Source organism: Scytonema hofmannii PCC 7110 (assembly GCF_000346485.2).
Taxonomy (GTDB): Bacteria; Cyanobacteriota; Cyanobacteriia; order Cyanobacteriales; family Nostocaceae; genus Scytonema; species Scytonema hofmannii.
In genome coordinates, this window is sequence record NZ_KQ976354.1 from 4592583 (window position 1) to 4616739 (window position 24157).

The window sequence follows — 24157 nt, forward strand, 5'->3', positions numbered from 1 at the left end:
TTAAACCTCAAAATACTTACAACTTTCACAAGAACCGCATGGGTTAACAGCGCAACGAAGATGGGGAGATTTTGCGTTGTATTTACAATCAGATTTTTCTACAACTCCTGTTGAAGATGAAGCTGTTGCATAAGATATATTCAAAATATCGCTCAAGTCTTCAGTTGATAAACCACTCAAGTCAGCTGCTTTTACCAATCTTCCTATATCGCGATCGCCCAAAGGGAATGACAAGCTCGTTATGCGTAACACTTCAGCTTTGGCACTTTGTTTTTGTCGGAATGTTCGTATTTGAAGATACATCCACAAACACGTTACTGACAAAGAGGTAATAGTAAGGAATATCCCTTCAAGGGTGCGATCGTTCCTAGATAGATAAAATACATTTATAGCAGTACTTACTACCACGACTGAATAAGTAAATATTTTTAGAAACTTGTTAAGCATATTACTCTGAAATCATTGACCACATATCAAAACCAGTATTCCCTAAAACTTTGATTTCAGCATACGCTCCAGATGTAGCATCAACGATATCGTTAATTAACGGGCGACGCTTGGCACCATCAAAGCCTTGAAGAGCGCTTAAAAAACTATCATTCCATCCTCCCCTCAACAGTTTAACCTTGCCAGCGTAAGCGTCAGTAGCGACGGGGATAGCACGAGTTAGTTTATCCCCAAGTGGCTTAACGGGGCTTGCATCAAACTTAGACAACCTAGCTTCCAAAGTAGAAGCATACAGTTTGCCCGCGCTACCCCCTTCTAACTCCCACCGCACACTAACGTCCCTTCCATCTACGATCGCGGTTTTTTCCAACAACTCGTCCACTTCTCCCGGTCCCACCTGAGACACAACACAATCGAGTATGTAATAAATGCCGTCCGCCTCTCTTATCTTGACACCCGCAGTGTAAAAGCTACTTGAAGTTGCGGCACTGCTTGAGGTTGCAGCTAAATCCCAGAATCTAACTGTCTTGCCTGGAGGGATGGAATCCACAACTTCAAACCAAAATCTGTTAAATACTTTCCCTTGTTCAAAACGGATCTTCCAGTTCCCACCCAGCAATCGCGCTTGATCAACCGGGTGCAACGCTTGTAAATTCGCAAGATAACTGGGGTCTTTTTTTAACAGTTCTGGGTTGTCGTAGATATTGGCTGCAATGAATGTAAAAGAGATGGGAGGGATACCGGGAAACCGCGAATCTAATTCGGCGGGAGTATCAGCCCAGTGCAATTCACCTCGATAATTAACAAACCACCGAATCTTGCCGCAGCGATCGGCGATCGGGAATCCGTCTGCATCAATGTACCAATCGACTAATTCAGCTACCCAGCTATCGGCGTCGGGGTTGGTACTAGCACGAATGTAAGGTTGAACTCCGCAAGTCGAGCGGTTCCGAGATAGCAGGTAGAAAAATTGTGATTCGGTGAAGTGCGTCAGCTCATCGTATTCAATTAGGGGGATTTGTGCGCCCTGCCAATCGAGTTTGTTCTTTTCGTGCTGCATATGAGCAAATCGCACTGTTGCCCCACTGGGAAATATCCATTCCAAGCTGGATTCACGTGCTTTTGCACCAGTGTGAGGATAGATGAGACTGCTTGAATCCCAAAGCCCTCCCTCATTTTTGATTTGTGGGCATGTGCGGCGGAACACTACCGCTCCAAACTTGGGGTTGTTGATGTGATACAGGGGTTCCAAAAGCAAGCCAAAAGATTTCCCCGAACCCGCCGCCCCGCCATACAGAGCGATTTTGGCTTTGGTTTTCAAAAACAACCGTTGCGGTCCCGGCTGCGCTCTAATCTTCGTCTTTTGATTCAAGGATAATGATGCTGTCACTGCTGTCGGGGGTAGTGCTGGGGTCAATAACTTGGAAGCCCTCGGAACTTAACTTCTTAGTAGCACTCTTGAGGCTTATGTGGTATTCCAGCCCGGTTGCTGCAGCAATCTCTTGAGTGGCACGGGCGAGAGCTAACGAGAGAAGATTGATTTCATCTGCTCGATGTTTTTTCATCATTTCAAGCCCTTGTTCCGTAGTGAGATTCTCGTTCAGTAAATCTACGGTCAAGGACATGATTTTTAGATCGAATAATTTGTTTACGTAGTCGCGGACTTTTTTATGGGATTGGTAGTTTGCGATCGCGATATCCGCCAACTCGTCACTCAGTTTTTCGCTGACTTTTTCAACTGTCTTCTCGCGGACAGTTGTCTCGACACTGTCTTGAAATTGCCCTCGTTTGGTGACCCAATCCTCGTCCCTACACCATTTTTCAAGTGTCCCCTTCGGCACACCACTGTCTTTGGCTAGCTGACGAATGCCAATCTTGTCACCACCTTCTACATAACGACGGCGACACTGAGTGCTATTCCAGGGCTTTGCCCATCTCGTCCAAAATTGGCTGGTCAATTGAGTGTATGGCAAATTTGTTCATTCCAGTCTAACCGTAGTGCTTAAAAACACCAATAGAGCAACTACGGCTTTTGTACCGTCCACCCAATCCCCAATAGCCATTGCCCAATAGCCAATGAACTATCTGCGGAAATTCCGCACCCTCGGCTATCCTTCTTCGGCAACTGCCTCGGATTGAGCTTCCACAGTCTCAGCCCCATCAACCTTGGTTGGCTCGCTGTCACCCTTGAGTTTCTTCGTTTTGTAATTCTTGAACGCTGTTTGCAACCCGAATCGAGTTGGTTTCCTCATCTCCCCAGTATAGGAAGTCATAATTTTGTCAAGATGCTTGTTCCCGATCGCACTGTCTTTGACAACCTCATTTATAATTTCCACTTGTTCTTCTGGGTTGTCTGAGGCAGCGTCCAAATAGCGCTCGATGGTCATGAAAAGATTTTTCCCGTTAGCGGGTCTAAATTCTTTTTGGAGCTTAATCCGTTTGGCAGTCTTTTTGGATTTTGCGGGTGGAGTTGCAGCGACGGTCGTAGCACTTGAACCATTCATGTTAACGTCGGGTTCGGATTTGCTCACCAGTTTTTCTCTCACTCTGGATATTGCTTGCTCTTTTTGCGCCTCGTAATACTCGGTAATTAAGCGATCGCTATCCTTTTCTTCAATCCCCCAACTTCTGCCGCCGTTCATCCAAACTATGGGAATGTACTTTTCAGCAGAAAGCTGTCTGAACTGCTCCTCGGTTTTTCCAATCGCCGTAGCTATCAAATCCCAGGGTACGAATGTTTTCTCTTGTTTTGGTTCTTGAGTAATAGTTGAGTCCGTTTCTTTTTCCAGTGTTGTTGTCAACATAGCGCCTAATTTTTGATACTCTTCTAATGATTGTAGACTGGCAAAATAAACTATTTCGTCATTTTGAAGCAATTTAAAAGAGTCTACACCCAATACAATTGCCGTCCATCCCAAAATTAAATCTCTATCTCGCTTCACTTCAGCAATTAATGCAGCGTCGGGCGCTACTAAAACGAGGCTGCATCCATCGGTTTCTGGTTTGAGCATTGTCAATTGTGGCATCAATTCCAATAATCGAGTCATTTGATGCTTTCTCAATTTCCAATAATCTTCTGTATTCAACATATTAAATGCGTATAAAAACTGACTTAATATGCATCAAATCAGGATATTCTTGCATCCGTTACACCACTAGAATGAGAATAAGCACCTACCAAAAACATTTGTAAAAAAAAAGGAGAACGTTTGCTGGCACAGAGGGTGCATTGACCCCATCGACTGCTACGGGCAGTCATTTTTTTGGGACAATCTTAGGACATAAAATTTTTAATGCTCTTGAAAGTCAGCAACAGCCAAGGTTGTAGAGTTTGACCTTCTGTCTTGTAATCGGAAGGTCGTCGGTTCAAATCCGACTGCTGGCTTTGGACAAATAATTTGGCAAGTGGTGTCAATTGCCAAATTATTTGTCTGCGTTGACAAATTAATGTCCGTATTGCCAAGTTATTGTCCGCGTTGACAGATTCGTGTATTATCACAAACAATAATGAGCGTAGCTACTATTATAGGTTCCATCAGTTTTAAACCGAGGACCTTCCGATCTTTCAACCCACCTCAATCTGAAACTGTTGTTAAAACCTACGTATGCCTAGTTCTGCGAGTGCGGACTTTCAACCCACCCCTATCCAGGATGGTTGTTGAAACCAGAATTTTAGTTTCTGCACTCACATTCTACATATCTTTCAACCCACCCCTATCCAAGATGGTTGTTGAAACAGGCGATCGCACTTCTACACCTCTTTCCCAAAGCTGCTTTCAACCCACCCCTATCCAGGATGGTTGTTGAACCCCTACCCGTCTAGACCGTCGCTGTTAAAGCTTTTCAAATGCAAATTTTGTGAACTTGATGAAAATTACTCAAAAATCAACTTGGTAGAATTGGCAGCTATGGTATATTGGCTGTCAGTAGGTTTGAGTTTTGATATTGCTTGTGAAACCTGGAAAACGCTGAAAGACCAAGAACCAGAGCTGTTTAGTTCGGGTACAGGTAGACGCTTTATGTTGTTGTTGGAAACACAGGAGCAAGCGCTTCCACTTATGGAGTTTGATCGCGATAGGGTGATCGCTTCTTTAGATGAAGGTAAACCTGTGATTCCTGTATGGTTAGATGTGATTTATCAGTTGGTAGCAAGCAGGTTGAAGGAGTAGAAATAATTGCATATTCCAATGGTTAGCTGTTAATTTTATTCAATATGAATGGACTTTATAAATGGTGGAATGCGAAGGCTAAGAAAGCGGAATGCTTACGCTGAACTCTAAACTCTTGGATGAATTGTTTAGTTTTGTCATAAAAGAGGAATTGTAACTGCATGGCTTCAGAATTAGAAAAGGCAATTCAAGAAGATCAAGATAAATTTGCTGAAAAAACAGCGAAAGAAATTTTTACAACAATAATTCAAACGAAACAATATGTGGGAGAAATTTACTCCATTAGCTACGAGACGGCTTTAGTTCAAATACACGATTACTACCGTCAACAAGTAGGGGGAATTCCTAGTTTAAGCTTTCTCATTGCTACTCGTATCAGCCCTGAAAAATCTATTGACTACAAAACTGAAGACGCATCTGTGCTGCTGTTACGTGTTATGGATGCAGCTCCACTTCCTAATGCTCCAGAAGCTGAACGGGTCAGAGTAGAAGCCGGTCAGAGAGCGAGTGGAGAAGATATACACTGGGACAGCCCAGGTATGATGGATGGACAAACTCATAATCTCTTGTCTTTTGCTGGTATTAAGTGCAAAGTCATTGGTACTTTCTTTTTAGACCAAGGATCTGAGATGGGAGCAGTTGATTCTTTAGCCTTACGTTTTGGTAGTGATATTTCTAATTACTATCCAAACAGAGGATTAAAAGTTTATAAGCCAAATAGCAAAGCTTTATCGCTTATAGTCAATTATCGGGAGCCAGAACGTAAACAACAGCAAACTAATCAATCAGTTATTGTAGGTAAAATACGTTATGCATCAACTAATCGTTCATTTCAGGGTATTTCAGATGTAGCAGTTGAGCTTATACCAGAAGATTTGCTTGGGCAAAAAACAGCTTTGTTTGGTATGACTAGAACTGGTAAGTCAAATACTACAAAAATTATTCTTCAGTCTGTTTTTAATTTGAGATTTTCAAATGATTATCCACTTCGTATAGGTCAAATAGTTTTTGATCCAAATGGTGAATACGCGAATGAAAATGAACAAGATACGAACCAACAGAAAAATCCTTCAGCGATAAAGAATGTATGGAAATTTAATATTTTTGGGAAAGAGGAAGACGTTGTAACATATGGAATTTTGCCGCATCCTAACGACCCAAAACGTAAGTTGATGCTTTTGAATTTTTTCGTTGAAGGCAATCTTCAAATTGGAAAAGAAATTATTGATAGTACATTGGTGGCGGATGGTTCAAAATATATTCAAAATTTTCGACAGGTAGTTTTTGTCCTGATGAAAATGACCGTAGTGCAATGACAAGATATAAACGCCGTGTACTTGTTTACCGCGCTTTGCTGAAAAAAGCAGGTTTTGAAGCTCCTATAACTATTCAACCGGATACTAAATACTTATTTAATAAGGAACTAATCTCACATTTGGAAAAAAGTGTAGAAACTACTGAAAATACTAATTATGAATCATCTGCGAAAATTCTTCAGAAGGAAAACCCTACATGGTCAGAGCTAGCAACTGCATTTGAGTATCTTTACAATTTCATGACTGATAAGGATGGTAGTTATCAGCAGTTTGAGAACTGGTATATTACAGAACGCCCAAAAGCCTCTGGAGATCCTTGGGCAGATGAAGATTTAAAAAAACTGCTCGAAATGTTTGTTCGTCCTAACGGTTCTAGACAAATTGGCAAAGTCCGCAATCAGCATGCCAGTAATACAACCACTGATTATGCAGTGGAAATATATCAACATTTGAAAGATGGAAAATTAGTAATTATTGACCAATCCAGTGGCGAACCCGATATTAATAAATCATCTGCTGATAGGTTAATGTGGCATATTTTTCGTGAGAACCAAAGCCTCTTTCGGCAAGGAGAAAAAAATATACCTGAAATAATTGTTTACTTGGAAGAAGCTCATAACCTTTTGCCAGCAGGTACAGATATGGATTTGAAAGATGTGTGGGTACGCACAGCAAAAGAGGGAGCAAAATATCACATAGGCATGGTGTATGCTACTCAAGAAGTGAGTAGTATTCAAAAGAATATTCTCAAAAATACAGCAAACTGGTTTATTGGACATTTAAATAATACAGACGAGACTAGAGAACTCCGTAAATACTACGACTTTGAAGATTTTGAGTCCTCAATACGTCGCGCTCAAGATAAAGGATTTCTTCGAGTTAAAACACTAAGTAATCTTTTTGTTATTCCAGTACAAATTAAAAAGTTTGAGGTATAGATAATGCCATACGAAGGAGAATTTGCACAATATAAACCTTTACGTCGTCTTGTAGAAAGTGAACGTGTTCAGAAGTTACTTGGTAGCTACAAAGTTAGAACTCCATCTGATAATATCAACTCTCTACAAATACTCCGACCAATACGAATTCAACCAGGTGATTGGATACCGGAGTTATTGATAGCAATTGATGGTAGTCATGCAGAAGTAGATATAAAAAATGGCTTTCCTGGCGCAGAAGCTTCTTATGTAACAGTAGCCTCGGTAATTTTGGACGTTGCCAAGATGCAAAAGCTTGACCAACAGCGTCCCGTAAATCCCAAAGAATTTAAAACTATAGAAAAAGCAGAGTCTATTGATTGTGCTTTACCAGGTTCTAATGTGATTTGTGAAGGAGAAAAATCAGCTCAAGACTCATTGAGAAAATCAATATTTGAAGTTTTGAGTTCAGTAAGAATGTCCGAAGAGGGGGAATCTTTACTAGATACTTATGAAGCTCTTTTAAAGTATAAACCGAGAACAGAGCAAACTCAAAAATGCCCTTACGAAGATTGTCCACAAAATAATGATTATTTGCGAGGCGAAAATAAATATACTTGCTCATGTGAACTAGCACGTTCTTTATATTCTACTGATGCTTTACGCATACATGAAAGGATGAACCCTGCTGGAACTAATGGTTCTATATTTGGTGAGATAATGCAAGTTTGGGAACGATTGTGGATGGTGCATATTTTAAGAACATTAGAGGCTAAACAATGGCTTTCTAGTTTACGTAGATTAGCAATTATCTTGGATGGCCAATTAGCTGTGTTTGGACAACCAGCATGGATTAGTCAAGCTATTTATCAGGAATTATGCCGAATTAATACCGTAGCCAAGCGATTTACAGAGGGAAAAGATATTCTGATTATTGGAGTAGAAAAAACAGGAACTTTTGTAGAACATTTTGAAAATTTGGACAGAAAAGAAAATGGTGGTTTTGGGAACTTTCCGCCTCAATCAGTTGGATTATTAACAGACTCATACATCAAACAAAATATTATTTTTTCTGATAGCACAAGACCTTATGGTGATGCTACTTACTTTGGACGCAAGTTTTTTTACAAAACTAAGTGTGGAGCGCGTCTTGTAGGCACCTACACATGGGTATGCTATCAGATATAAAACGTAAAACTTTACCGTCGATAGCGAAAGTTGTAGGGCTGGATAATCATCAACCATTGCATCATTTTTTAACAGAATCACCTTGGAATACAAAAGAATTAAGGAAACAAAGATTAGAATTTATATTATATCCCCCATTCCGCACCCCCTACTGTCACAATCGGTTTTCTCGGATGTTTACTAACGATAAAAGCTTTATTTTATACAAAGATGGGGAAATTATCGATGGCGATACTTACGGTAAGCTGCGCTAAAGCCAACCCCAAATCCTCAAACGTCCAAAATTCGTAGTGTGACACTTTAGGGTGCGGAAGGTGGGTTATATATACTTCAAGGTCGCCCAATAGTCCTGATTATCGATGAGACAGGAGACAAGAAAAAAGGAAATACAACGGATTACGTTAAACGGCAGTACATTGGAAATTTAGGGAAAACCGAAAATGGCATTGTTGCAGTTACAGCATATGCAGTTTTATCGGGAATGACGTTTCCTCTAATCTTTGAAGTTTATAAACCGAGAGAAAGATTACAACCAGGTGATAAATATTTAACCAAGCCTGAAATAGCTGCGATGATGATAAAAGAATTGCGGTCTATGGGGTTTAGATTTAATCTTGTTCTAGCAGATAGTTTGTACGGTGAAAGCGGAAAAAATTGGTTCTTCATTACTTGTTATGCTAACCTAACAAGTAATGAAGAGGGAACTCTTAACGGGGAACTCTTAACAGTGTAGATAGGGAGAAGGGAAGAAGGGAAGAGAGCATGATTTTAGCTTCGATTGGGAGAGCATTTTTTTATAATGCTTGTGCTCACAAAGGTTTGAGCTATTATTGAAGCGTGATAAATTTTGCGTTGAAATCCTCATTTTATAAGGTTTACAGAATTTTCATGCGTTTCCCCTGTTAAGAGTTCCCCGTTAAGAGTTCCCTGATTAATTAATGGTTTAGCATAACAACTACCGAAGAGCCAAAATTTGGCAAAAAGGTATGGATATAGCTGAAAGATGCTATTTTTTGACGAAATCTTTTCCTAAATATGAGTTGTACGGCATGGTTCAACAAAGCGCGGAAGTTAGCAGTGTCTATTCCAGCTAACATAGCTGAAGGATATGGAAGAAGCTCGACGACAGCTGAATACATCAGATTTCTGGTGGATTGCTCAAGGGTCAGTTAATGAATTAGAAACACATATTATTTTATCTTACCGAGTAGGACTATCTAAACAAGAAGACGTAGAACCTATTGTTTCTTTACTAAGAGAAGAAAGTCGAATGATTATTGCTCTTATTAAGAAACTAGAATAATGAGATGTATTCCCTTCTTCCCTTGTCCCTTTCTTCACTGTTCCCCGTTCCCTGTTCCCTGTTCCCTGATTTATTAATAATTTAGCATAACAACTACCGAAGAACCATAATTTTGAAACGCGGGCTTTACTATTTTGGCATTTTCCGAAAACTTTAGCCCACTAAGTACGGAAGATCCCTTTCCTTCTGCACCCCGCAGTTTGCCTCGTGCCTTCATTTAATCAAACATCTTTTGGGAGTATTTTGGGTTGAGTGATTGTATTACTTGACAATGATTTTCAAACAAAGTTTTGTCGCTTCATACTATTATGGTAGCTCTTTATCAAAAAATCTATCAACCACTACACATTCATTTCGTTTTGATTAATTGCAGAAACGAGAGAGGCTTTTTGTAGTTTATTTATATTCTCTATAATACATTTTTGGTAATCTTCTAGCGGGAAGGGAGTAGAAGAGCTGTTTGAGGGTGTCGTTGATGGTAAAAAGTCCGCGTGCGTTGGGTGGTAGTTTCTATCTCGGAAACTTCCGAGATAGATCTACTTATTCTAAGGGTTTTGCTGACGCTTCATTAGTCACCTACAGCTTGCTTGATGAAGATTGATATGAGCAGTCCAGCCATCAAGTACCCCAGTCCCGTTTCAATAACGGAAAGTATTTTCCCAACGACGGATGCTGCTTGAACGTCGCTGTTGGCTGTCACAAACGTCATAAACGAAAAGTACAGTCCGTTCCACAGTCCAGTTTTATTTAAAGAACCAGGTAGCACGGCATAAACCACGCCAAAACCCAGAATGACAACCAAGCACCATAACAAAAACCTTGGGAAAGAACGCCCGTAGTCACAGGTGATTCTGTAGAAGGCTGCGGCTACAGGGTATCTGGTTTTGAGGTTTTCAATTCGTTGCTGATTGGTAGCGTGCTTCTGTAGCAAAGCAGCCAAATTGAAATCAACAACTTTTAAGTTCACTCCAGTAAAACTTGTTTTGCCATCGAATTCTGTATTGTCAATGAGAACATCTGGCATTTTCGCGTAATCGAAGCAAGCACCTCTGATATTCGATTCTGACAACCAACTATCCGACAGATTTGCAAAGTTTAGCTTGGAATTTTCTAGTATGGCACTATAAAAATCAACTTTGCTTAAGTCAACCTTAGTTAGGTTTTCTTTCACCAAAGGGACGCCGCGCAAGTCAGTATGGTCGTAGTACTTGCCGACAAGTGAATCAAGGATTTTGCGGTCAAATCCGTTTCCCTTCCACCTACTCAGTATGTATCGACCCTCATTAGTCTTCCATCGGTCTCTCAGTTGCTCCTTTGAGAGATTCACCATTGTCATCAACTCTTGGCTTCCTTTGTCCAAGTTTACGTTTGGTAAGATGAAAAACTCAGGAGTAATCTCTTGGTTCTGAGCTTGCATAGTTCTCCGTACACCATAATCACTCTAGACGGTAGCGCGAACCTGGGTAATTCGCACACTACCCAACCGTGACAGAATAGCAAAATTTGCGATCGCGTGCTCGGATTTTGATAGTAAATTTAATCTTTGCTGGCGAGCCGGTCAAGGAAGAGGCAACGAGTGCAGGGAGCGGGGAGCGTCTCGGAAACCCCACAATTCAAGGAAGAGACGCGGAGACTGTGGGACGCTAGTCACGCGGAGACAATTGAATGGGGATTGAAGCTAATGACGAGAGTTACAAAGCCTTTGGCGATAAAGTAGGGTGGCGCGTGCAGAAAAAGTGGTTACAAGTTAATGAATTGACCTTCGACCTTTCGTCTCCAGTTGGGCATTTACCCAGTCTTGCCGTTAGGTTGGGTGGCTTGAGTTGGGGCGTTGATGGGTTTTGGTGGGAAAAGAGAAGCGCCTACGTGTTTTTGTTGTCTCAGAAAGATTGGTAATTAGGGTGCGGAAATTCTGCACCCTCGTTATGTTGGCTGAAAAACTTGCTCTGCCGTTAAATTTAATTCTGGGAACGTTGGTGAAATAATGCGATCGCGTAGCGGCTGCTTTGCAGCATCGCTATTTCTAAACTGAGTTACTTGGTACTCGCCTTCGACCAGCGAGTAAACAGAGATGGTTGGTTGCTTGGGATTGCCAATAAACCTGCGACCGCCAAGGGCAAGATAATCAACAATCCAATATTCGGGAATCCCAATCTCTTCGTATTTACCAGCCTTTGTAAAATAATCGTCTCGCCAGTTAGTGCTAACCACTTCAATAGCTAGTACGACCGATGCTCCTTGAGTGACGGTAGATTCCTTTTTCCATAGCGGTTCATTAATCAGATTAAGTCGATTCAGTATCACCACATCTGGCGAATAGCCCGATTCGTTTTCCGGTGGTTTAACTAATGCGGTCTTGGGTATGAAGTAGGGTAAATTCAACCGCCTGAATTCTGCCGTAAGTTCTGACGCTAAAAATCCTATAATCTCTTCATGGTCTCCCGTTGGTTGTACCATCTCAACAATTACTCCATCGTGCAGTTCATAGCGTCCACTATCCGGTTTCCACTTAACAAACTCTTCAAAGGTTATTAGCTGGCGTAAAGTTTGTGTCATAAAGATTTGGTAGGGGTGTGACTGCTTTTATTATCGAGCATACTTCCGCAATATCGCTTGTCGAACCCCTCTATCTCAAGCGTTGCGCCTGCCTATACTAGCTGAGGGCTTCGTGCCTCACTTTTAGGATTAGCTGACCCGATGGCGAGGGAGAGGTTCGTACTCATTACTACTAGTAGAGCATAATCGATAATTACCGGGTAATTTTGGATTGCCGCGTTGCTTCGCTCCTCGCAATGACGTGCCTAAATAACATACGGTTTTTAATGATTATGCTCTACTAGTATTTACGCAAATCGAAATTAGGGTGATTTGCCGTTGAGGATACAACAGCATCCATCAGTGAGGTTTTTGTTGTTAAAGCGAAATATTTTGTAAAAATTATTAACTTATCGATGAAGTATTTACTTAGATATCAGTAATATAAATTTACATACACCAGGGACTGTTATATGTGTTAATAACAGTATGAGCAGGTCTTAGTGTCGATAAATACTTAGACTTAGTACTAGACTACATAAGTTCCTAGCGAATGAGAGCTTCTTTCATTGAGTTTCACATGGCGCTGGTAGGGGCACCTCTTTCCGTGTTCCTACTGTGGCGTGTGGACAAAGGCTTAATCGCTTCCTCAAAACGATACGGACTTAATTAGCCCTTTCAAGGGGTAACCATAAAATGCTTCATGTCTAAGCGCTTAGACATGAAGGTCAATAGTTGGTATCAGGAGTATCTATGAAAAGAAGAGATTTTATCACAACTGTTGCTGTGTCTGGTGGTTCAGCCTATGCAGCGATGAAAGCTTTGGGTTTGTTAGAAAAATCAGCAACTGCACAGAGTCCATCACAAAGAGGTTCATTTCGGCTACAGCCTAGCAAGAGAGGTAATCGCGTCATTATTCTCGGTGCTGGTTTGGCAGGAATGACTTGTGCTTATGAGTTGGGTAAAGTTGGTTATGATTGCACCATTCTTGAGGCACGTGAACGTAGCGGTGGTCGGTGCTGGACACTTCGAGGTGGAGATCGCTTTACTGATACTTTAGGACAAACGGAGACAGCTCAATTTGATTCAGGCTTATACTTTAATCCAGGTCCTGCTCGCATTCCCCAGGAACATATCACAATAGACTACTGCCGGGAATTGGGCGTTGCTCTTGAGGTGAAAACAAACATCAACCGACGAGAATATTACTACAACATTCAGAACGCAGGCTCCCTGTCGGGTCAAAAAGTCCGTGCCCGCGAAGCCATGACTGATATCCGTGGCTACATAGCAGAACTGCTGGCTAAAGCCGTTAACCAAAATGCAATTGACGCGCCTTTGACAACTGATGACAAAGAAAAACTAGTTGAGTTTCTTCGGACGTATGGAAATTTATCTCCAGACTTGTTTTACAAAGGTTCGAGCCGACGTGGTTTTATTGATTATCCAGGTGCTGGCTTGCAACCAGGTACACCATCAGATCCCTACGATTTAAGTGCGTTAATTCAATTAGGATTTGCCAACTACGAAACTTACGAATGGAGTTGGTTGCAACAGATGACGATGCTACAGCCTGTTGGTGGGATGGATCAAATAGCTAAAGCCCTTGAACGTAAAGTCAGCAACAAAATTGCTTTCCAATCAAAGGTCAAGGAGATTCGCAAAACACCCAACGGGGTTAGCATCGTCTACGCGGATCGCTCCGGCACAAACCAACAAATCACAGGCGACTACTGCATCTGCACCATTCCGCTACCAGTACTTAAGGATATCCCGTCAGACTTTTCTGGCGAGTTTAAGGAAGCAATTACCAACGTTGCGGCTCTCTACACACGAGCAGGTAAGTGTGGCTTGCAGTTCCGACGCCGTTTTTGGGAGGAAGACGAGAAAATCTTCGGTGGCATTACTTGGACCAATCAAGACCTTGTTCAGATTTGGTATCCGTCAGAGGGTTATTTGTCTAATAAAGGCATTATTATCGGCTATTACCAAGGTGATGACGCCAAGGTAGGACCTCTGTCTCCAGATCAACGTCTCGCTCTAGCACTCGAACAAGGCAGCAACATCCACTCTCAGTACAGAAACGATTTTGAGAACGGCGTCACCCTTTATTGGCCAACAATCCCATACAGCTTGGGTGGCTGGGCTGTTTATACAGAGGAGTTACGACAGAGGTACTATCCCAGACTCAACGAACCCGATGGCAACATTTATTTGTGTGGGGAGCATCTAAGCTACTTGACAGGATGGATGGCTGGTTCTTTTGAATCAGCACGTTTGGTCACTTCCAGTATTAATGCTTTGGGGTGAATTAATATCAACTTCGGATAAACACTTATATTACGTTTGTAGTTGCGCTGTCTATGCCTACAGCACGCCTAAGGGCGAACGGGCTTAGCATTATTGACAGTTGTGCTAAATCTAGTTAAATCTCAACATAATTCCTGACACGGTCAATTATGTTGAGATTAGAGACTTCCAGAAAAAGTTGGCGATTTCCGGAAATAAAAACCTTAGTTATTAATCAAGATAATGGAGGGGAGAACAATTCACGGCGAACACAATTCATGAAACGTATAGTTGAATTTTCTCAGGAATATAAACTCAATATAGGTTTAGCATACTATCCTCCATATCATAGTAAGTATAATCCCAGGGGGAGAGGAAGCCAACCTCGTTATTGGCTCCACAGTTTCAAGTGAGTCACTCACCCAACCGTATCTGACAGCAATTAAAGGAAAGTTAAGGTTTTCTCTCCCGACACAAACCTGACAACTAGTACAACACGGCATAAATAAAGCAACCATTAACAAACAAAAAGCTTACATTCAAAGCTTTTGCGCCTTCTGCCATCTGCCTCCGGACTTCTGCCTTCATGTACTAGATACCTTGAGTAGAAATGTGTAGGTGAGCGTGAATCTGCAACTACGAAATAATTCATATTGTGACTTCGTCTGCAAAACTAGCCCAGCGAACAAAATAGAATGGTCCGGCGACAGAACCCCAAATATGCTCGTCAGTTTCTGGATCGCGTCCGCGATCGCGACTGATGAATTGATGTTCGTCTATTTCAAAATCACTATCAAGGTAAGTTTTTTGTCCTTTACGATAAACAATGCAATTTTTTCCCGGCTCTACCTTGCCTTGAAAACTGTTACCTGTCCATTCTACAATCATGTTGCATCCGGGCAGTTTTTCTAAATCATCTGCTGTTAAGGTTTTAAGGCGTTCGAGATTGCGGGATGCTCCATAGAAGTTTTTTTCTTCTTTAACAGTATAGTTCTCAATTTCAATATGGTCTCCCACTTGAATCAACTTCAACACCCGCAGGCGATAGGGATCGTCAAGTAGATAGTCGTATGCTTGCTCGACAAAAAAACCAACTCCTGATAATAAAGATAAAGGGAGAGGGCGCATGCACACGCGAATATGGGCGAAAAAAGGCGGGTTTTCAAAAGCTTGTTCTTGGTTGCTGAAGTCAGCTGCCATCAAACGGGCTAAAGTGGCAATATCTGTAGAATTCGTCATTAGATGATTTTGGATGCGTGGATTTTAGATTTTGGATTAGCTAATTCCGCAAGAAGCCAACCGCTACCCCTAAGTGGAGGTGTGTGGAGTCGTCACGATAGCCAAGATTCTATAAAAATATTGTAAAACTTAGAGTTACTCGTTTTTCAGGAGAATTTTTTGCTGCTTATCGTCAGATATTTACAGGAAGCGAGGGAGTAGGGGATAGGGAAGAAGTACTACCATACTCGTCCCTACTCCCTACTCCCTACTCCCTACTCCCTACTCAAAGGTAAAACAGTCATGTTCCGGTGCTTAGGTGTTACAATAACTACGACTGCTACATTGTTCCTTTTCTTGAACTCGTTGACATTTGCGGCTACGAAAAAACCGCAACCGCCAGATAAATTCCCTCCCAATCCCCTAGAAATTACTATACCAGACCCCCTGAGTCCGCGTTCGCCAAAGGACACTCGACCCCTAACTCCTGAAGAACGGCAAACGTTAGAGGCGGCTCTTGAAGAATTGAACCAACAAGCATTAGCTAAACTAGCAGCTGGGGAGAAGATATCAGCCTTTGAAATCTGGAATCGAGAATTGCGCTTGCGTCGCTTTTTAGGGCAATTGGCTGAGGTGCAAGCACTATCACGGGTAGGTGCGATCGCATGGAATGCAAATGACCCTCAGGAAGTTCAGTATATTACACAGCGCTTGCAAACTGTTCAAAAGCAGTCACAAACTCAAAAAACTGCGGATTTAGAATTTTTACAAGCTTTAGGTCAAGCTTACCAACAAGTACGCTCTCCGAAATTAGCACTAGCAGTTTACGACCAAATTTTAGCGTCAGTACGACAGCAGGGAGATGCAGCCGCCGAAGTTGATACCCTAAAGACAATCGGGTTAATAAATTTGAGTTGGTTTGATTATCCATCAGCCGCCGCAACCTACGAGAAATTACTCGCTATGGCTTCTTCTCAAGGCGATCGCACAAACGAGTTATTATATCTGCGACAGCTAGCATATATCTACGAGCAAGCAAACCAACCGGAAAACTCACTGAAAGTACGAAATCAGCTAGCGAAAATCTACCAAAGCCAAAAGAACTTTACCCAGTTACCAGATTTGAAGCAGGAAATTGCTACAGATTATGAAGCGCTGGCAAAAGAAAATCCTAGTTTACTGCAAGAAGCATTTAGGAACTATCAAGTCGCGTATATAACTGCGTGGGAATTGCAGCAGTATGTTCGTGCTGGAGACATTTTGCGGAAGTTAATTGCGCTTTATCGTTCTCAAGGACAAGTAGAAGAAGCTTTGCAAGCAAGCCAAATTTTGATACAAGCCGAACAGTTATCTTCCAATTCTTATGGTTTGATGACTGCTTATGACCAAATTGGGCAAATTCACATCCAACGTAAAGACTATCCGCAAGCACTCCAAGCTTTTAAAAAGGGGTTAGAGATTGCTCAACAACTTAAGTATGACGAGGAGTACTTTACCCAGCAGATTCAAAAAGTCTCAGGGCAAAGTGATAAGTAATAGGGAGTGGGGAAGGTGGGGCCCCCTCTGGGGATAAGGGGTAATGGGGAGTAGGGAGTGGGGATCTGGGGGATCGATAAGTGCCTAAAATCACAGCCAACCAATTTTCAGACAACCTCTAACCAGATTGGCGTTGTTTGATAAGTATCGCTGTGCTGCAATCTCATAAAATTGATTTTCGGAATTAGAAACTTGCGCTTTGTATCCCCACTTAAAGAGACCACAAAGCAGATTATAAGGCAAAACAACAAATTGTCATACTTAGTCAAGTTTTTATTAAGGATTTAACTAGAAATGTCAATTCAAGCTATACATCCCCCAAACCATTTTCAAAAAACACTCATCCACTCGTTAGGCTATCTGTTTCGATATGCGATAAGTCGGGGCAGAGGGATTTTACTGAGGTCAGTTTTTCCTAATAGCTCTTATTTCGACTATGATTTCACTATTTTGAACTATGGTAAACCTTACTCAGGAAATTTGAAGTTTGGCATTGACCATCATATTTTCTTTTTTCAGGTTTTCGAGCCACAAAATCTTATAATTTTACAGTCTATAGCCACTTATCTTTCCACGCAAAAGATAAGCGTTAATTTCTTAGATATTGGTGCTAATGTTGGCTCACACTCTCATTTTATGCTAGGTTTTGCGGACTCTGTTCACAGTTTTGAGCCACATCCTGAGATTTTTAAATCTCTAGCCGCTAAGTGGAATACGCATAAAAATCCATCATTTCACATTTACCAGTTCGGTTTGGGAGCGAAGGAATGTAAATTGGAATATTACGAGCCTGCTACTGACAATACAGGTACCGGTTCTTTCATCCAAGGTGCTAAGATTAATCGTGAAGTTCCCATTTCGCTACCGATACGGCGTGGTGACGATGTTTTAGCTGAAATAGGCGTGAGTCCTATATCTCTCATCAAAGTTGATGTCGAAGGTTTTGAACCATTTGTATTTCAAGGCTTGGTACAGACGCTGAAAAAAGACCGTCCTATCATTATGATGGAAATGTCAGCAATGACCCGCCAAGTTATGTCCCAAGAAAATCTCTCCCTGAGTTCACTTTTATACGATAACGTTGCTATATTTGAAATCCAACCAATAAACCAAAGAGGAAAATTCCGATTGGAAGCAAAGGATTTTGAGACACTCAGCAACGAAAATGACTACTTACAAGATTTATTGGTGGTTCCGATTGAGCACGTCAACGCTCTTATACCTAAACTGCAAGCGCAGCAATTTAATCGGAGACGCTTTCAAACTGCTCCTGGCTGAGGTAAAGCCACTAGGACGCTGGCTGGTCAACTTGAAAACACGCTTTAGAGCAGGGAGCATCAAACAGATGCAGGCTTGACTTCCGAATTTTTTGATTTTGTCACAACCTCATGCAGTTTTTTCTCGAATCTCTCCATACATGCTGACCAATCAAATTCAAGTATAGAAAGACGAGCATTTCGAGACATTTCTTCCTTAAGGTCAGGATTTTCAAGAATTGTAATGACCTGATGAGCAAACTCCGTCGGGTTGTTAGGTTCAGCTAAAAAGCCATTGCGACCGTGTATAACTTGTTCTGAGGTTGAGGGTGCAATAGCAGCCACAACAGGGGTTCCAGAAGCTAATGCTTCATTATTTGCAGTACAAAAGTTTTCAGTGATCGAGGGGTTGACGAATACATCTGCACGGGCGTATAAACCTAAAAGTTCTGTTCCATAAGACTCACCCCACACAGTCACACCAGATTTAAACTTTTCTGCTTGCTTGCGAAATTCCTCATCTTGGGGTCCCCTACCAACAACGATCAAATGGACATCAGGAACTTTAGTAGCAACGATCGCATAGGCTTCTAGAAGTTGGAAGATATTTTTTTCTGCAGTAATGCGTCCGACAAAAAGGAGAGTCGGTCTGCGATCGCCAGGAATAGGGTCATAACAGACGTTTGTTGGATTAAATTTTTGGCAATCAATTCCTTGAAAAGGGAGATATTCACTTCGTTGGGATTTTAGCTGTTGGTATCTGACAAGCTGTTCGCGAGAAGGAAATAAATTGAGATCGTACATTTCGCTAAACTGCTTCACCAAAAAAGGAATGATGAGACGAATAAAGTAGAATCCGCGATCGCCCAAATAATATCGTATGTAGGCAATGATATCAGTATGGAAGAGTGATATTATCGGAGTCCCCGTTCGCTTTGCGTATTCAGTTCCAATAGGGCGACCGTAACCTTGTAAATAAAGTGAGTAAAATCCTCGTAATTGCGGTGCTTCTTCAACGACAATAATATCTGGCTCAAACGCCTCAAGCAATTTCGTATCACTCCAATACCGATAGTTCAGTGGTTGGGGAAGAGACTTGTAGAATATCAATGGCTGTGTTGGAAATGCATAAGCCGAAAAATTTGGAAAAGGCTTTAACTCATCCAATCCCAGCATGGGACGATTGCCAATATATTCTGGATATTTATCGTTAATTTGAGGGTGAATGAGAAAAACTTCGTGTCCTTGCTGTAACAACCAACGAACTCTTTGGTGTACTCCTATAGAGACGCCTGTTAAAAATGGTGCGTACAAACTTGTAAAAATTGCAATACGAAGAGGTTTGTTGTTCATAATTTATGTGTATTATTGTATATTTTATTAGCTAAAAACAGGTGTTTTTTATCAAAAGCTAACCTCTTAACATTCTATATTCCATAACAAGACATAATTGACTCACTTGTAACTGAATGAGGAAATTCTATAGCAATCCTATCTGATTTATAAGAATTGAAATCCTCAGATTTCCGACTTTTTAAAGCAGTCGGGAGTCTGGTTTTGATATTATCTAGTACGGGCGTCCCCGCCCGTACCACAAGAGCATAGTGTGGTTCTAGATCTTAAAAAATGCTGTAATTCTTATATTGAAACCTTACTATCACCAAATTTATCACACACCTGATAAGGACGGTATTCAAGTAAAGAAATATCCCATGGCCCTTTGATACGATAGGTGACGCCGCGCCAATTAACTCTTCGCATCCCAAGGGCAATTACCATTGCTAATCCAGATACCCATTGTGTCAACGGAATTGCCACTAACATTTGTATAACTATGGCAGGAGATAACTCTGTTGTCGCTGGATTGTACTGGCGCAGAATTTGCTGTACTTCTTTTTCCAATGCGATCGCAAGCAGCAATAATGTAACTGTATAGATACTAAAACTAGCAAGACAAAAAGCAGCCGTACTCCATTGTTTTGTCCACAATGCTGTCAAAAATATCACCAAGAGTGCATTAGGAACCAATATGGTCGAAATAGAGTCAGCAACTACAGCCAACCACCAAGGGTGGTAAAGGCGAGAAGCGAGTAACTGACGTTTCAGCCATCCAAATAATCTCGGTAAATCGCACTCTTCGCGATTGAGAATCAGCACAGAAGGTACAAATTTAACCTGCTTTCCATGTTTGGCGAGCACATTACCAATCATGGTATCTTCACCGTAGGCTTGTCCCCATTTCTCTAACAGCCCTGTTTGATGGATCAATTCTGTTTTTATAGCTAAACTTCCACCCCAAGCAATCTTATAGAGAGACATTTGTAGAACCGCAGATATGTTCCAAATGTAACGCACCAATGACCCCCAGTATCTACCAGTAGGTAAGTACCAACGATTACCTGTTGTCGCACCAATTTTAGGATGGGATAAAGGGCTAACTAATTCACGCAACCAATTTGGATGAACAACTGCATCAGCATCTACAAAAGCAACGACTTTGTAAGAATCATCTAAATCCGAGACAGCTTGTATTAAAGAACTGCATTTGAGACTGCAATTGTGCCGTGGTACTCTTAAAGGGCTAATTTGAACTTTGTTTGCAGCTTGCTTGTAAATTGAATCAGTTACTATGTTCCAAGCTGGATCTTCCGGACTATCAATGACAATTTTTATATCATACTCTGGATAGTTCTGGTTCAATAGCGCTTGCAAACAGTTTGGCAAAAACGGATCGGCTCCGCGCAAGCAGAGAACTACTCCTGCTTTTGGTAGGTGGTCATCTGGTAATGAATTTTTGCGAGATGAGCGGAGGTACGATATGAAGAGCAACGTAAAAAACGTTTGAACAGCTGCCCAGCTCAGTAAATTTCTTGACAGTAATATTGCCAGTTCTTTCATGTTTAGCCAATCTGTTTTAGCATAAAAGTTGGTGTTTGTTAGGGATTGGGGACTGGTGATTGGCGATTCATGTTTCAGTCCCCAGTCCCTAATTCCCAGAATACTTGCCTTGGCGATGTTCGTAATCGCGGCTATACAAGCGAAACCCACCTACGTGGGTTTCAAGATCTTGATTTTTGATAAGTCCGCGTAGGCGGACTTCGTTTGTGTAGTAGCGAATTATATTCGCCAAAACTGTTCAGACACACTCTTAGGGATCGAGAGAGTATTTCATTTTGATGTTGATGGTTGTGTTTTTACTTAATGGAAAACTGGCATCATTAAACTTTGGAGTACCCGTTAGGATTGAGACAGTTGGATTTTTAGAAATGCCAAAACCTTCTTTGGGAATACCTAAAAAATCTTTGTTGAGTTTGTTGTCTCCGTTTTGATCGTCAACTACAGCAACAGCATATTTTCCAGGTTTTAAACCAGAGAATTGCTTTTTAACAGAATTACCTTTGATCTGAGTACAACCACTTTGCACTTCACTAGTATTGTTAAAAGGAAACCCTCGTTCACTTGAGAAAATTCGCAGGCAAACTTGACCTTTGTTATGGCGGATTCCATCGACTACGACTGTGAGTGTGGCTGTGGACTCTGCTTTTACCATTCTCGCTAAGGTTATACTGACTAAAGCCGCAAACAACAAAGAACTGAATTTTGCTATTTTCACTTTCATGTTTCTAGATTTTATTTGCATGCTGAATTGTGAATACTGAAACCTTCAATTTATAATTCATACTTCATAAATTGTTGAATATCAGTTTTTTTCAACCACTCCTGAGTGCGGCGCATTCCTTCGTCTAAGTTAATTATTGGTTTATAACTTAACAACGTTTGTGCTTTGTCAATGGAATATGCATGGGGACGAGTCATAAAATCTACAGCTTCTGGAAGAATATCGGCTGGTTTGCGAAAAAGTTTTTGTCCCTGATATCGTAGTTTAAGAAACAATTTGAGTTCATCTTTTGGCAAAGAAAAGGGCGCAGGTAATCCTGCAACGTCAGCCAATTGAGTAAAATACTCTTTCCATGAAGTCTCTTCTCCATCAGTGACGTTAAAGATTTCTCCGTATGTTTCTTTTTCTATAGCAAGAAAAATGGCGTCAATAAGGTTATCAATATAGACATGGTTGATAACTCCTCGACCATCATTTGCATATGCAAATAATCTTTGACGCATCATTAGAAGTGGTCGGATTATCCAAGGTATGCTTCCCGGTCCATATACATCTCCCGGTCTAATGATAATGACCCCAAAATTCTCTGGCTCGTTGAGTTCTAAAAGCGCTTTTTCGGCTTCTATTTTGGTTTCACAGTAGGGATTATTTTCTCCACAAAGCGGTCCATCTTCTGTCACGCGATCGGGATAGTTAAAGCCATAGACCAAAACACTAGAGAGATGAATGAAAGTTTTTACACCTGCACTCTTAGCTGCTTTTGCCATGTTGATTGTTCCATCAACATTTATCTTGCGGAATTGGTCTACCGCACCACCTTCTTTAGAAAGTTCGGCTGTATGTAAAACTACATCTACTCCTTGACAAGCAGTTTGGGCATTGGCTGGATCGGTTATGTTACCATAAGTAACCTTAGCGCCTAAATTTTGTGCCTTTTTGGTTTTATCAGAAGCATCTTGGAAACCACAAACTTTTGTTCCTTGAGCTATGGCTAGTTCTGCAGCGCGTAAGCCAATAAAGCCACTAATTCCAGTAATGAGGAGAGTTTTTGTCATAGATAGTTGATAGTTGATAGTTGTTGGTTGATAGTTGATAGTTGTTGGTTGTTAGTTGATGGTTGATAGTTGATTACCATTAACAACTAACCACTAACTAAAATATATCTGCTGGATCTGTAGAGCGTAGTTTGTTAATAGCTAGTGCTCCAGAAATCATACACATTAATATATTTGATATTAAGACAAGCACTCCATTATGAAAGCTCATCATGATTGGTAATTTAGTCGCTTCCATTGCAAAATCATATAACCACCAAGAAAGAATGCATCCTGGGATATAACTGAGTACTGCTAAAATTAAAGCTTGCTGGAAAACAACGACTAGTAAATAATTACTGGTATAACCTATAGCTTTTAAAGTTGCATAAGCTGTTAGTTGGCTGGAAATATTACTGTAAAGAATTTGATAGACAATGACTATGCCAACAACTGAAGCCATTGATAACATGAGGTTAAGTATAAAACCGATAGGTGTTCTATTAGCCCAGTATTCTTTTTCAAAGTCAATAAATCCTTGACGGGTGAACACTAAAACATCGTTAGGTAAATTTTTCTGTAAATCTTTGATTACTTTCTGCGGGTTGACTCCGGGCTTAAGAGTTATAGCGCCTATATCTATCATTTCCGCAGGACGGCTATTGGGAAATATCTTTAAGAAAGTTGAGTCACTAACGATTAAATTACCATCTACTCCAAAGGAAGGTCCTAAGCTAAACAATCCACCGACTCTTACTGTAGAACCAGCAATGGAATTATAGGGATAAACTTCAACGATTTGTTCGGTCTTCTCCTTGTTAAATCTTTCCGCAATATTTCCAAATTCGGGTCGAGAATTGCGATCAAAGAGGACAACATTAGGAATTTTTATTTTATCTAAATTATTTTTGATATCCGGTAAATTCAAAACAGGCTTTCCCGGTTCAAAGCCAATCACATATATTGAATACTTTTGACCTGTATCTGGATTTTTAAACTTGGCAAATCCTATATACATGGGGCTAACTGATTCTACACCATCAAACCCCAAGGATTGATACAAACGAGTCCGAAAAAAGCTTTGATTGGCTGTCAAAGATTTATATTGAGAACTGATGAGAAATAAATCTCCTTTGAGATGATGGTGAACTTGAGTTGCACTGGAATAAAGAGCATCTTGAAAACCAAGTTGCATGAACATGAGAATGACAATAAAGGCAATACCAGCTACAGCTACCAAGGAACGAATTTTATTTCGGGCGAGTTGTAGCCACGCCAAAGGAATTTTGACAATCATGGTTCAAGTTTTAAATACAGTTATTGGTGACAA

At 41.0% G+C, this 24157-nt stretch carries 24 protein-coding genes and 3 pseudogenes; 14 read left to right on the forward strand and 13 right to left on the reverse strand.

The features are described 5' to 3' along the window. The 5 genes from WA1_RS19055 to WA1_RS55110 all read right to left on the reverse strand — a co-directional run bounded on the left by WA1_RS19055 (position 1) and on the right by WA1_RS55110 (position 3946). On the reverse strand, positions 1 to 447 hold the full coding sequence (locus tag WA1_RS19055) for a DUF6464 family protein (protein WP_148662719.1): 447 nt from the start codon (positions 445 to 447) through the stop codon (positions 1 to 3). Between the two features lies 1 nt (position 448). Next, on the reverse strand, positions 449 to 1837 hold the full coding sequence (locus tag WA1_RS19060; RefSeq protein WP_026134502.1) for a terminase large subunit domain-containing protein: 1389 nt from the start codon (positions 1835 to 1837) through the stop codon (positions 449 to 451). Continuing rightward, positions 1797 to 2420 (reverse strand): hypothetical protein, encoded by a 624-nt coding sequence (locus tag WA1_RS19065; RefSeq protein ID WP_017741968.1) that lies wholly within the window; start codon positions 2418 to 2420, stop codon positions 1797 to 1799. Before WA1_RS19065 ends, WA1_RS19060 begins: the two co-directional genes overlap by 41 nt. Before the next feature lie 135 nt (positions 2421 to 2555). Then, positions 2556 to 3494 (reverse strand): hypothetical protein, encoded by a 939-nt coding sequence (locus tag WA1_RS19070; RefSeq protein WP_026134501.1) that lies wholly within the window; start codon positions 3492 to 3494, stop codon positions 2556 to 2558. A 227-nt stretch (positions 3495 to 3721) separates the two neighbouring features. After that, positions 3722 to 3946 carry a hypothetical protein gene (locus WA1_RS55110; RefSeq protein ID WP_148662721.1) on the reverse strand — a complete coding sequence of 75 codons (225 nt, stop codon included), beginning with the start codon at positions 3944 to 3946 and terminating at the stop codon, positions 3722 to 3724. Between the two features lie 152 nt (positions 3947 to 4098). On the opposite strand from WA1_RS55110, the gene WA1_RS57070 reads away from it, so the two are divergent. The 9 genes and pseudogenes from WA1_RS57070 (at position 4099) to WA1_RS59955 (ending at position 9340) form a co-directional block, all read left to right on the forward strand. Next, the gene (locus WA1_RS57070; protein ID WP_158516659.1) at positions 4099 to 4254 is read left to right on the forward strand and encodes a hypothetical protein; all 156 of its coding nucleotides are present in this window, start codon (positions 4099 to 4101) and stop codon (positions 4252 to 4254) included. A 101-nt stretch (positions 4255 to 4355) separates the two neighbouring features. Next, complete coding sequence (locus WA1_RS19080) at positions 4356 to 4616, forward strand: hypothetical protein (RefSeq protein ID WP_017741966.1); 261 nt, start codon at positions 4356 to 4358, stop codon at positions 4614 to 4616. Positions 4617 to 4777: 161 nt separating this feature from the next. After that, entirely contained in the window at positions 4778 to 5932 is a 1155-nt protein-coding gene (locus WA1_RS58730; RefSeq protein ID WP_201789104.1) for a helicase HerA domain-containing protein, read from the forward strand. Continuing rightward, positions 5929 to 6870, forward strand: coding sequence for an ATP-binding protein (locus WA1_RS58735; protein WP_201789105.1), 942 nt, complete (start codon positions 5929 to 5931; stop codon positions 6868 to 6870). Before WA1_RS58730 ends, WA1_RS58735 begins: the two co-directional genes overlap by 4 nt. A gap of 3 nt (positions 6871 to 6873) precedes the next feature. Beyond that, positions 6874 to 8037, forward strand: coding sequence for a DNA double-strand break repair nuclease NurA (locus WA1_RS19090; RefSeq protein ID WP_017741965.1), 1164 nt, complete (start codon positions 6874 to 6876; stop codon positions 8035 to 8037). After that, positions 8004 to 8165 (forward strand): annotated as a pseudogene (locus WA1_RS59945) (transposase); the annotation flags it as partial. The gene WA1_RS19090 and the pseudogene WA1_RS59945, both read left to right, overlap by 34 nt. Positions 8166 to 8356: 191 nt before the next feature. Continuing rightward, positions 8357 to 8695, forward strand: a pseudogene (locus tag WA1_RS52910) (transposase); the annotation flags it as partial. Between the two features lie 377 nt (positions 8696 to 9072). After that, positions 9073 to 9210, forward strand: a complete 138-nt coding sequence (locus tag WA1_RS59950) for a four helix bundle protein (RefSeq protein ID WP_272819175.1) — start codon at positions 9073 to 9075, stop codon at positions 9208 to 9210. Continuing rightward, positions 9146 to 9340, forward strand: a complete 195-nt coding sequence (locus WA1_RS59955; RefSeq protein ID WP_272819176.1) for a four helix bundle protein — start codon at positions 9146 to 9148, stop codon at positions 9338 to 9340. Before WA1_RS59950 ends, WA1_RS59955 begins: the two co-directional genes overlap by 65 nt. Before the next feature lie 568 nt (positions 9341 to 9908). On the opposite strand, the gene WA1_RS19110 is transcribed toward WA1_RS59955, so the two are convergent. After that, complete coding sequence (locus WA1_RS19110) at positions 9909 to 10757, reverse strand: pentapeptide repeat-containing protein (protein ID WP_017741964.1); 849 nt, start codon at positions 10755 to 10757, stop codon at positions 9909 to 9911. A gap of 248 nt (positions 10758 to 11005) precedes the next feature. Between WA1_RS19110 and WA1_RS19115 the strand changes: the two genes are divergently transcribed. Next, positions 11006 to 11236 carry a GUN4 domain-containing protein gene (locus WA1_RS19115; RefSeq protein WP_017741963.1) on the forward strand — a complete coding sequence of 77 codons (231 nt, stop codon included), beginning with the start codon at positions 11006 to 11008 and terminating at the stop codon, positions 11234 to 11236. Positions 11237 to 11263: 27 nt separating this feature from the next. Here the strand turns inward: WA1_RS19115 and WA1_RS19120 are convergent, their stop codons facing one another. Next, positions 11264 to 11896: a Uma2 family endonuclease gene (locus WA1_RS19120; protein WP_017741962.1), complete on the reverse strand. Its 633-nt coding sequence runs from the start codon at positions 11894 to 11896 to the stop codon at positions 11264 to 11266. Between the two features lie 732 nt (positions 11897 to 12628). On the opposite strand from WA1_RS19120, the gene WA1_RS19125 reads away from it, so the two are divergent. Next, positions 12629 to 14185, forward strand: a complete 1557-nt coding sequence (locus WA1_RS19125; RefSeq protein WP_017741961.1) for a flavin monoamine oxidase family protein — start codon at positions 12629 to 12631, stop codon at positions 14183 to 14185. 167 nt (positions 14186 to 14352) lie between these two features. Further along, positions 14353 to 14529 (forward strand): annotated as a pseudogene (locus WA1_RS52915) (ISAzo13-like element transposase-related protein); the annotation flags it as partial. A 283-nt stretch (positions 14530 to 14812) separates the two neighbouring features. On the opposite strand, the gene WA1_RS19130 reads toward WA1_RS52915, so the two are convergent. Continuing rightward, positions 14813 to 15403, reverse strand: coding sequence for a chromophore lyase CpcT/CpeT (locus tag WA1_RS19130; RefSeq protein ID WP_017741960.1), 591 nt, complete (start codon positions 15401 to 15403; stop codon positions 14813 to 14815). 282 nt (positions 15404 to 15685) lie between these two features. Between WA1_RS19130 and WA1_RS19135 the strand changes: the two genes are divergently transcribed. After that, positions 15686 to 16918: a tetratricopeptide repeat protein gene (locus WA1_RS19135; protein WP_017741959.1), complete on the forward strand. Its 1233-nt coding sequence runs from the start codon at positions 15686 to 15688 to the stop codon at positions 16916 to 16918. 294 nt (positions 16919 to 17212) lie between these two features. Beyond that, positions 17213 to 18196, forward strand: coding sequence for an FkbM family methyltransferase (locus WA1_RS19140; RefSeq protein ID WP_017741958.1), 984 nt, complete (start codon positions 17213 to 17215; stop codon positions 18194 to 18196). A 59-nt stretch (positions 18197 to 18255) separates the two neighbouring features. Here WA1_RS19140 and WA1_RS19145 read toward each other — a convergent pair whose 3' ends face one another. From WA1_RS19145 to devC, 5 genes are all read right to left on the reverse strand, one after another. After that, entirely contained in the window at positions 18256 to 19527 is a 1272-nt protein-coding gene (locus WA1_RS19145; protein WP_017741957.1) for a glycosyltransferase, read from the reverse strand. 285 nt (positions 19528 to 19812) lie between these two features. Then, positions 19813 to 21072 (reverse strand): glycosyltransferase family 2 protein, encoded by a 1260-nt coding sequence (locus tag WA1_RS19150; RefSeq protein ID WP_017741956.1) that lies wholly within the window; start codon positions 21070 to 21072, stop codon positions 19813 to 19815. Positions 21073 to 21322: 250 nt separating this feature from the next. Continuing rightward, a complete protein-coding gene (locus tag WA1_RS19155) occupies positions 21323 to 21793 on the reverse strand; it encodes a DUF2141 domain-containing protein (RefSeq protein WP_017741955.1) in 471 nt (156 codons plus the stop codon). A gap of 50 nt (positions 21794 to 21843) precedes the next feature. Next, positions 21844 to 22848 carry an NAD-dependent epimerase/dehydratase family protein gene (locus tag WA1_RS19160; RefSeq protein WP_017741954.1) on the reverse strand — a complete coding sequence of 335 codons (1005 nt, stop codon included), beginning with the start codon at positions 22846 to 22848 and terminating at the stop codon, positions 21844 to 21846. 97 nt (positions 22849 to 22945) lie between these two features. Further along, positions 22946 to 24124, reverse strand: a complete 1179-nt coding sequence (gene devC / locus WA1_RS19165) for an ABC transporter permease DevC (protein ID WP_017741953.1) — start codon at positions 24122 to 24124, stop codon at positions 22946 to 22948. Between the last annotated feature and the right edge of the window lie 33 nt (positions 24125 to 24157).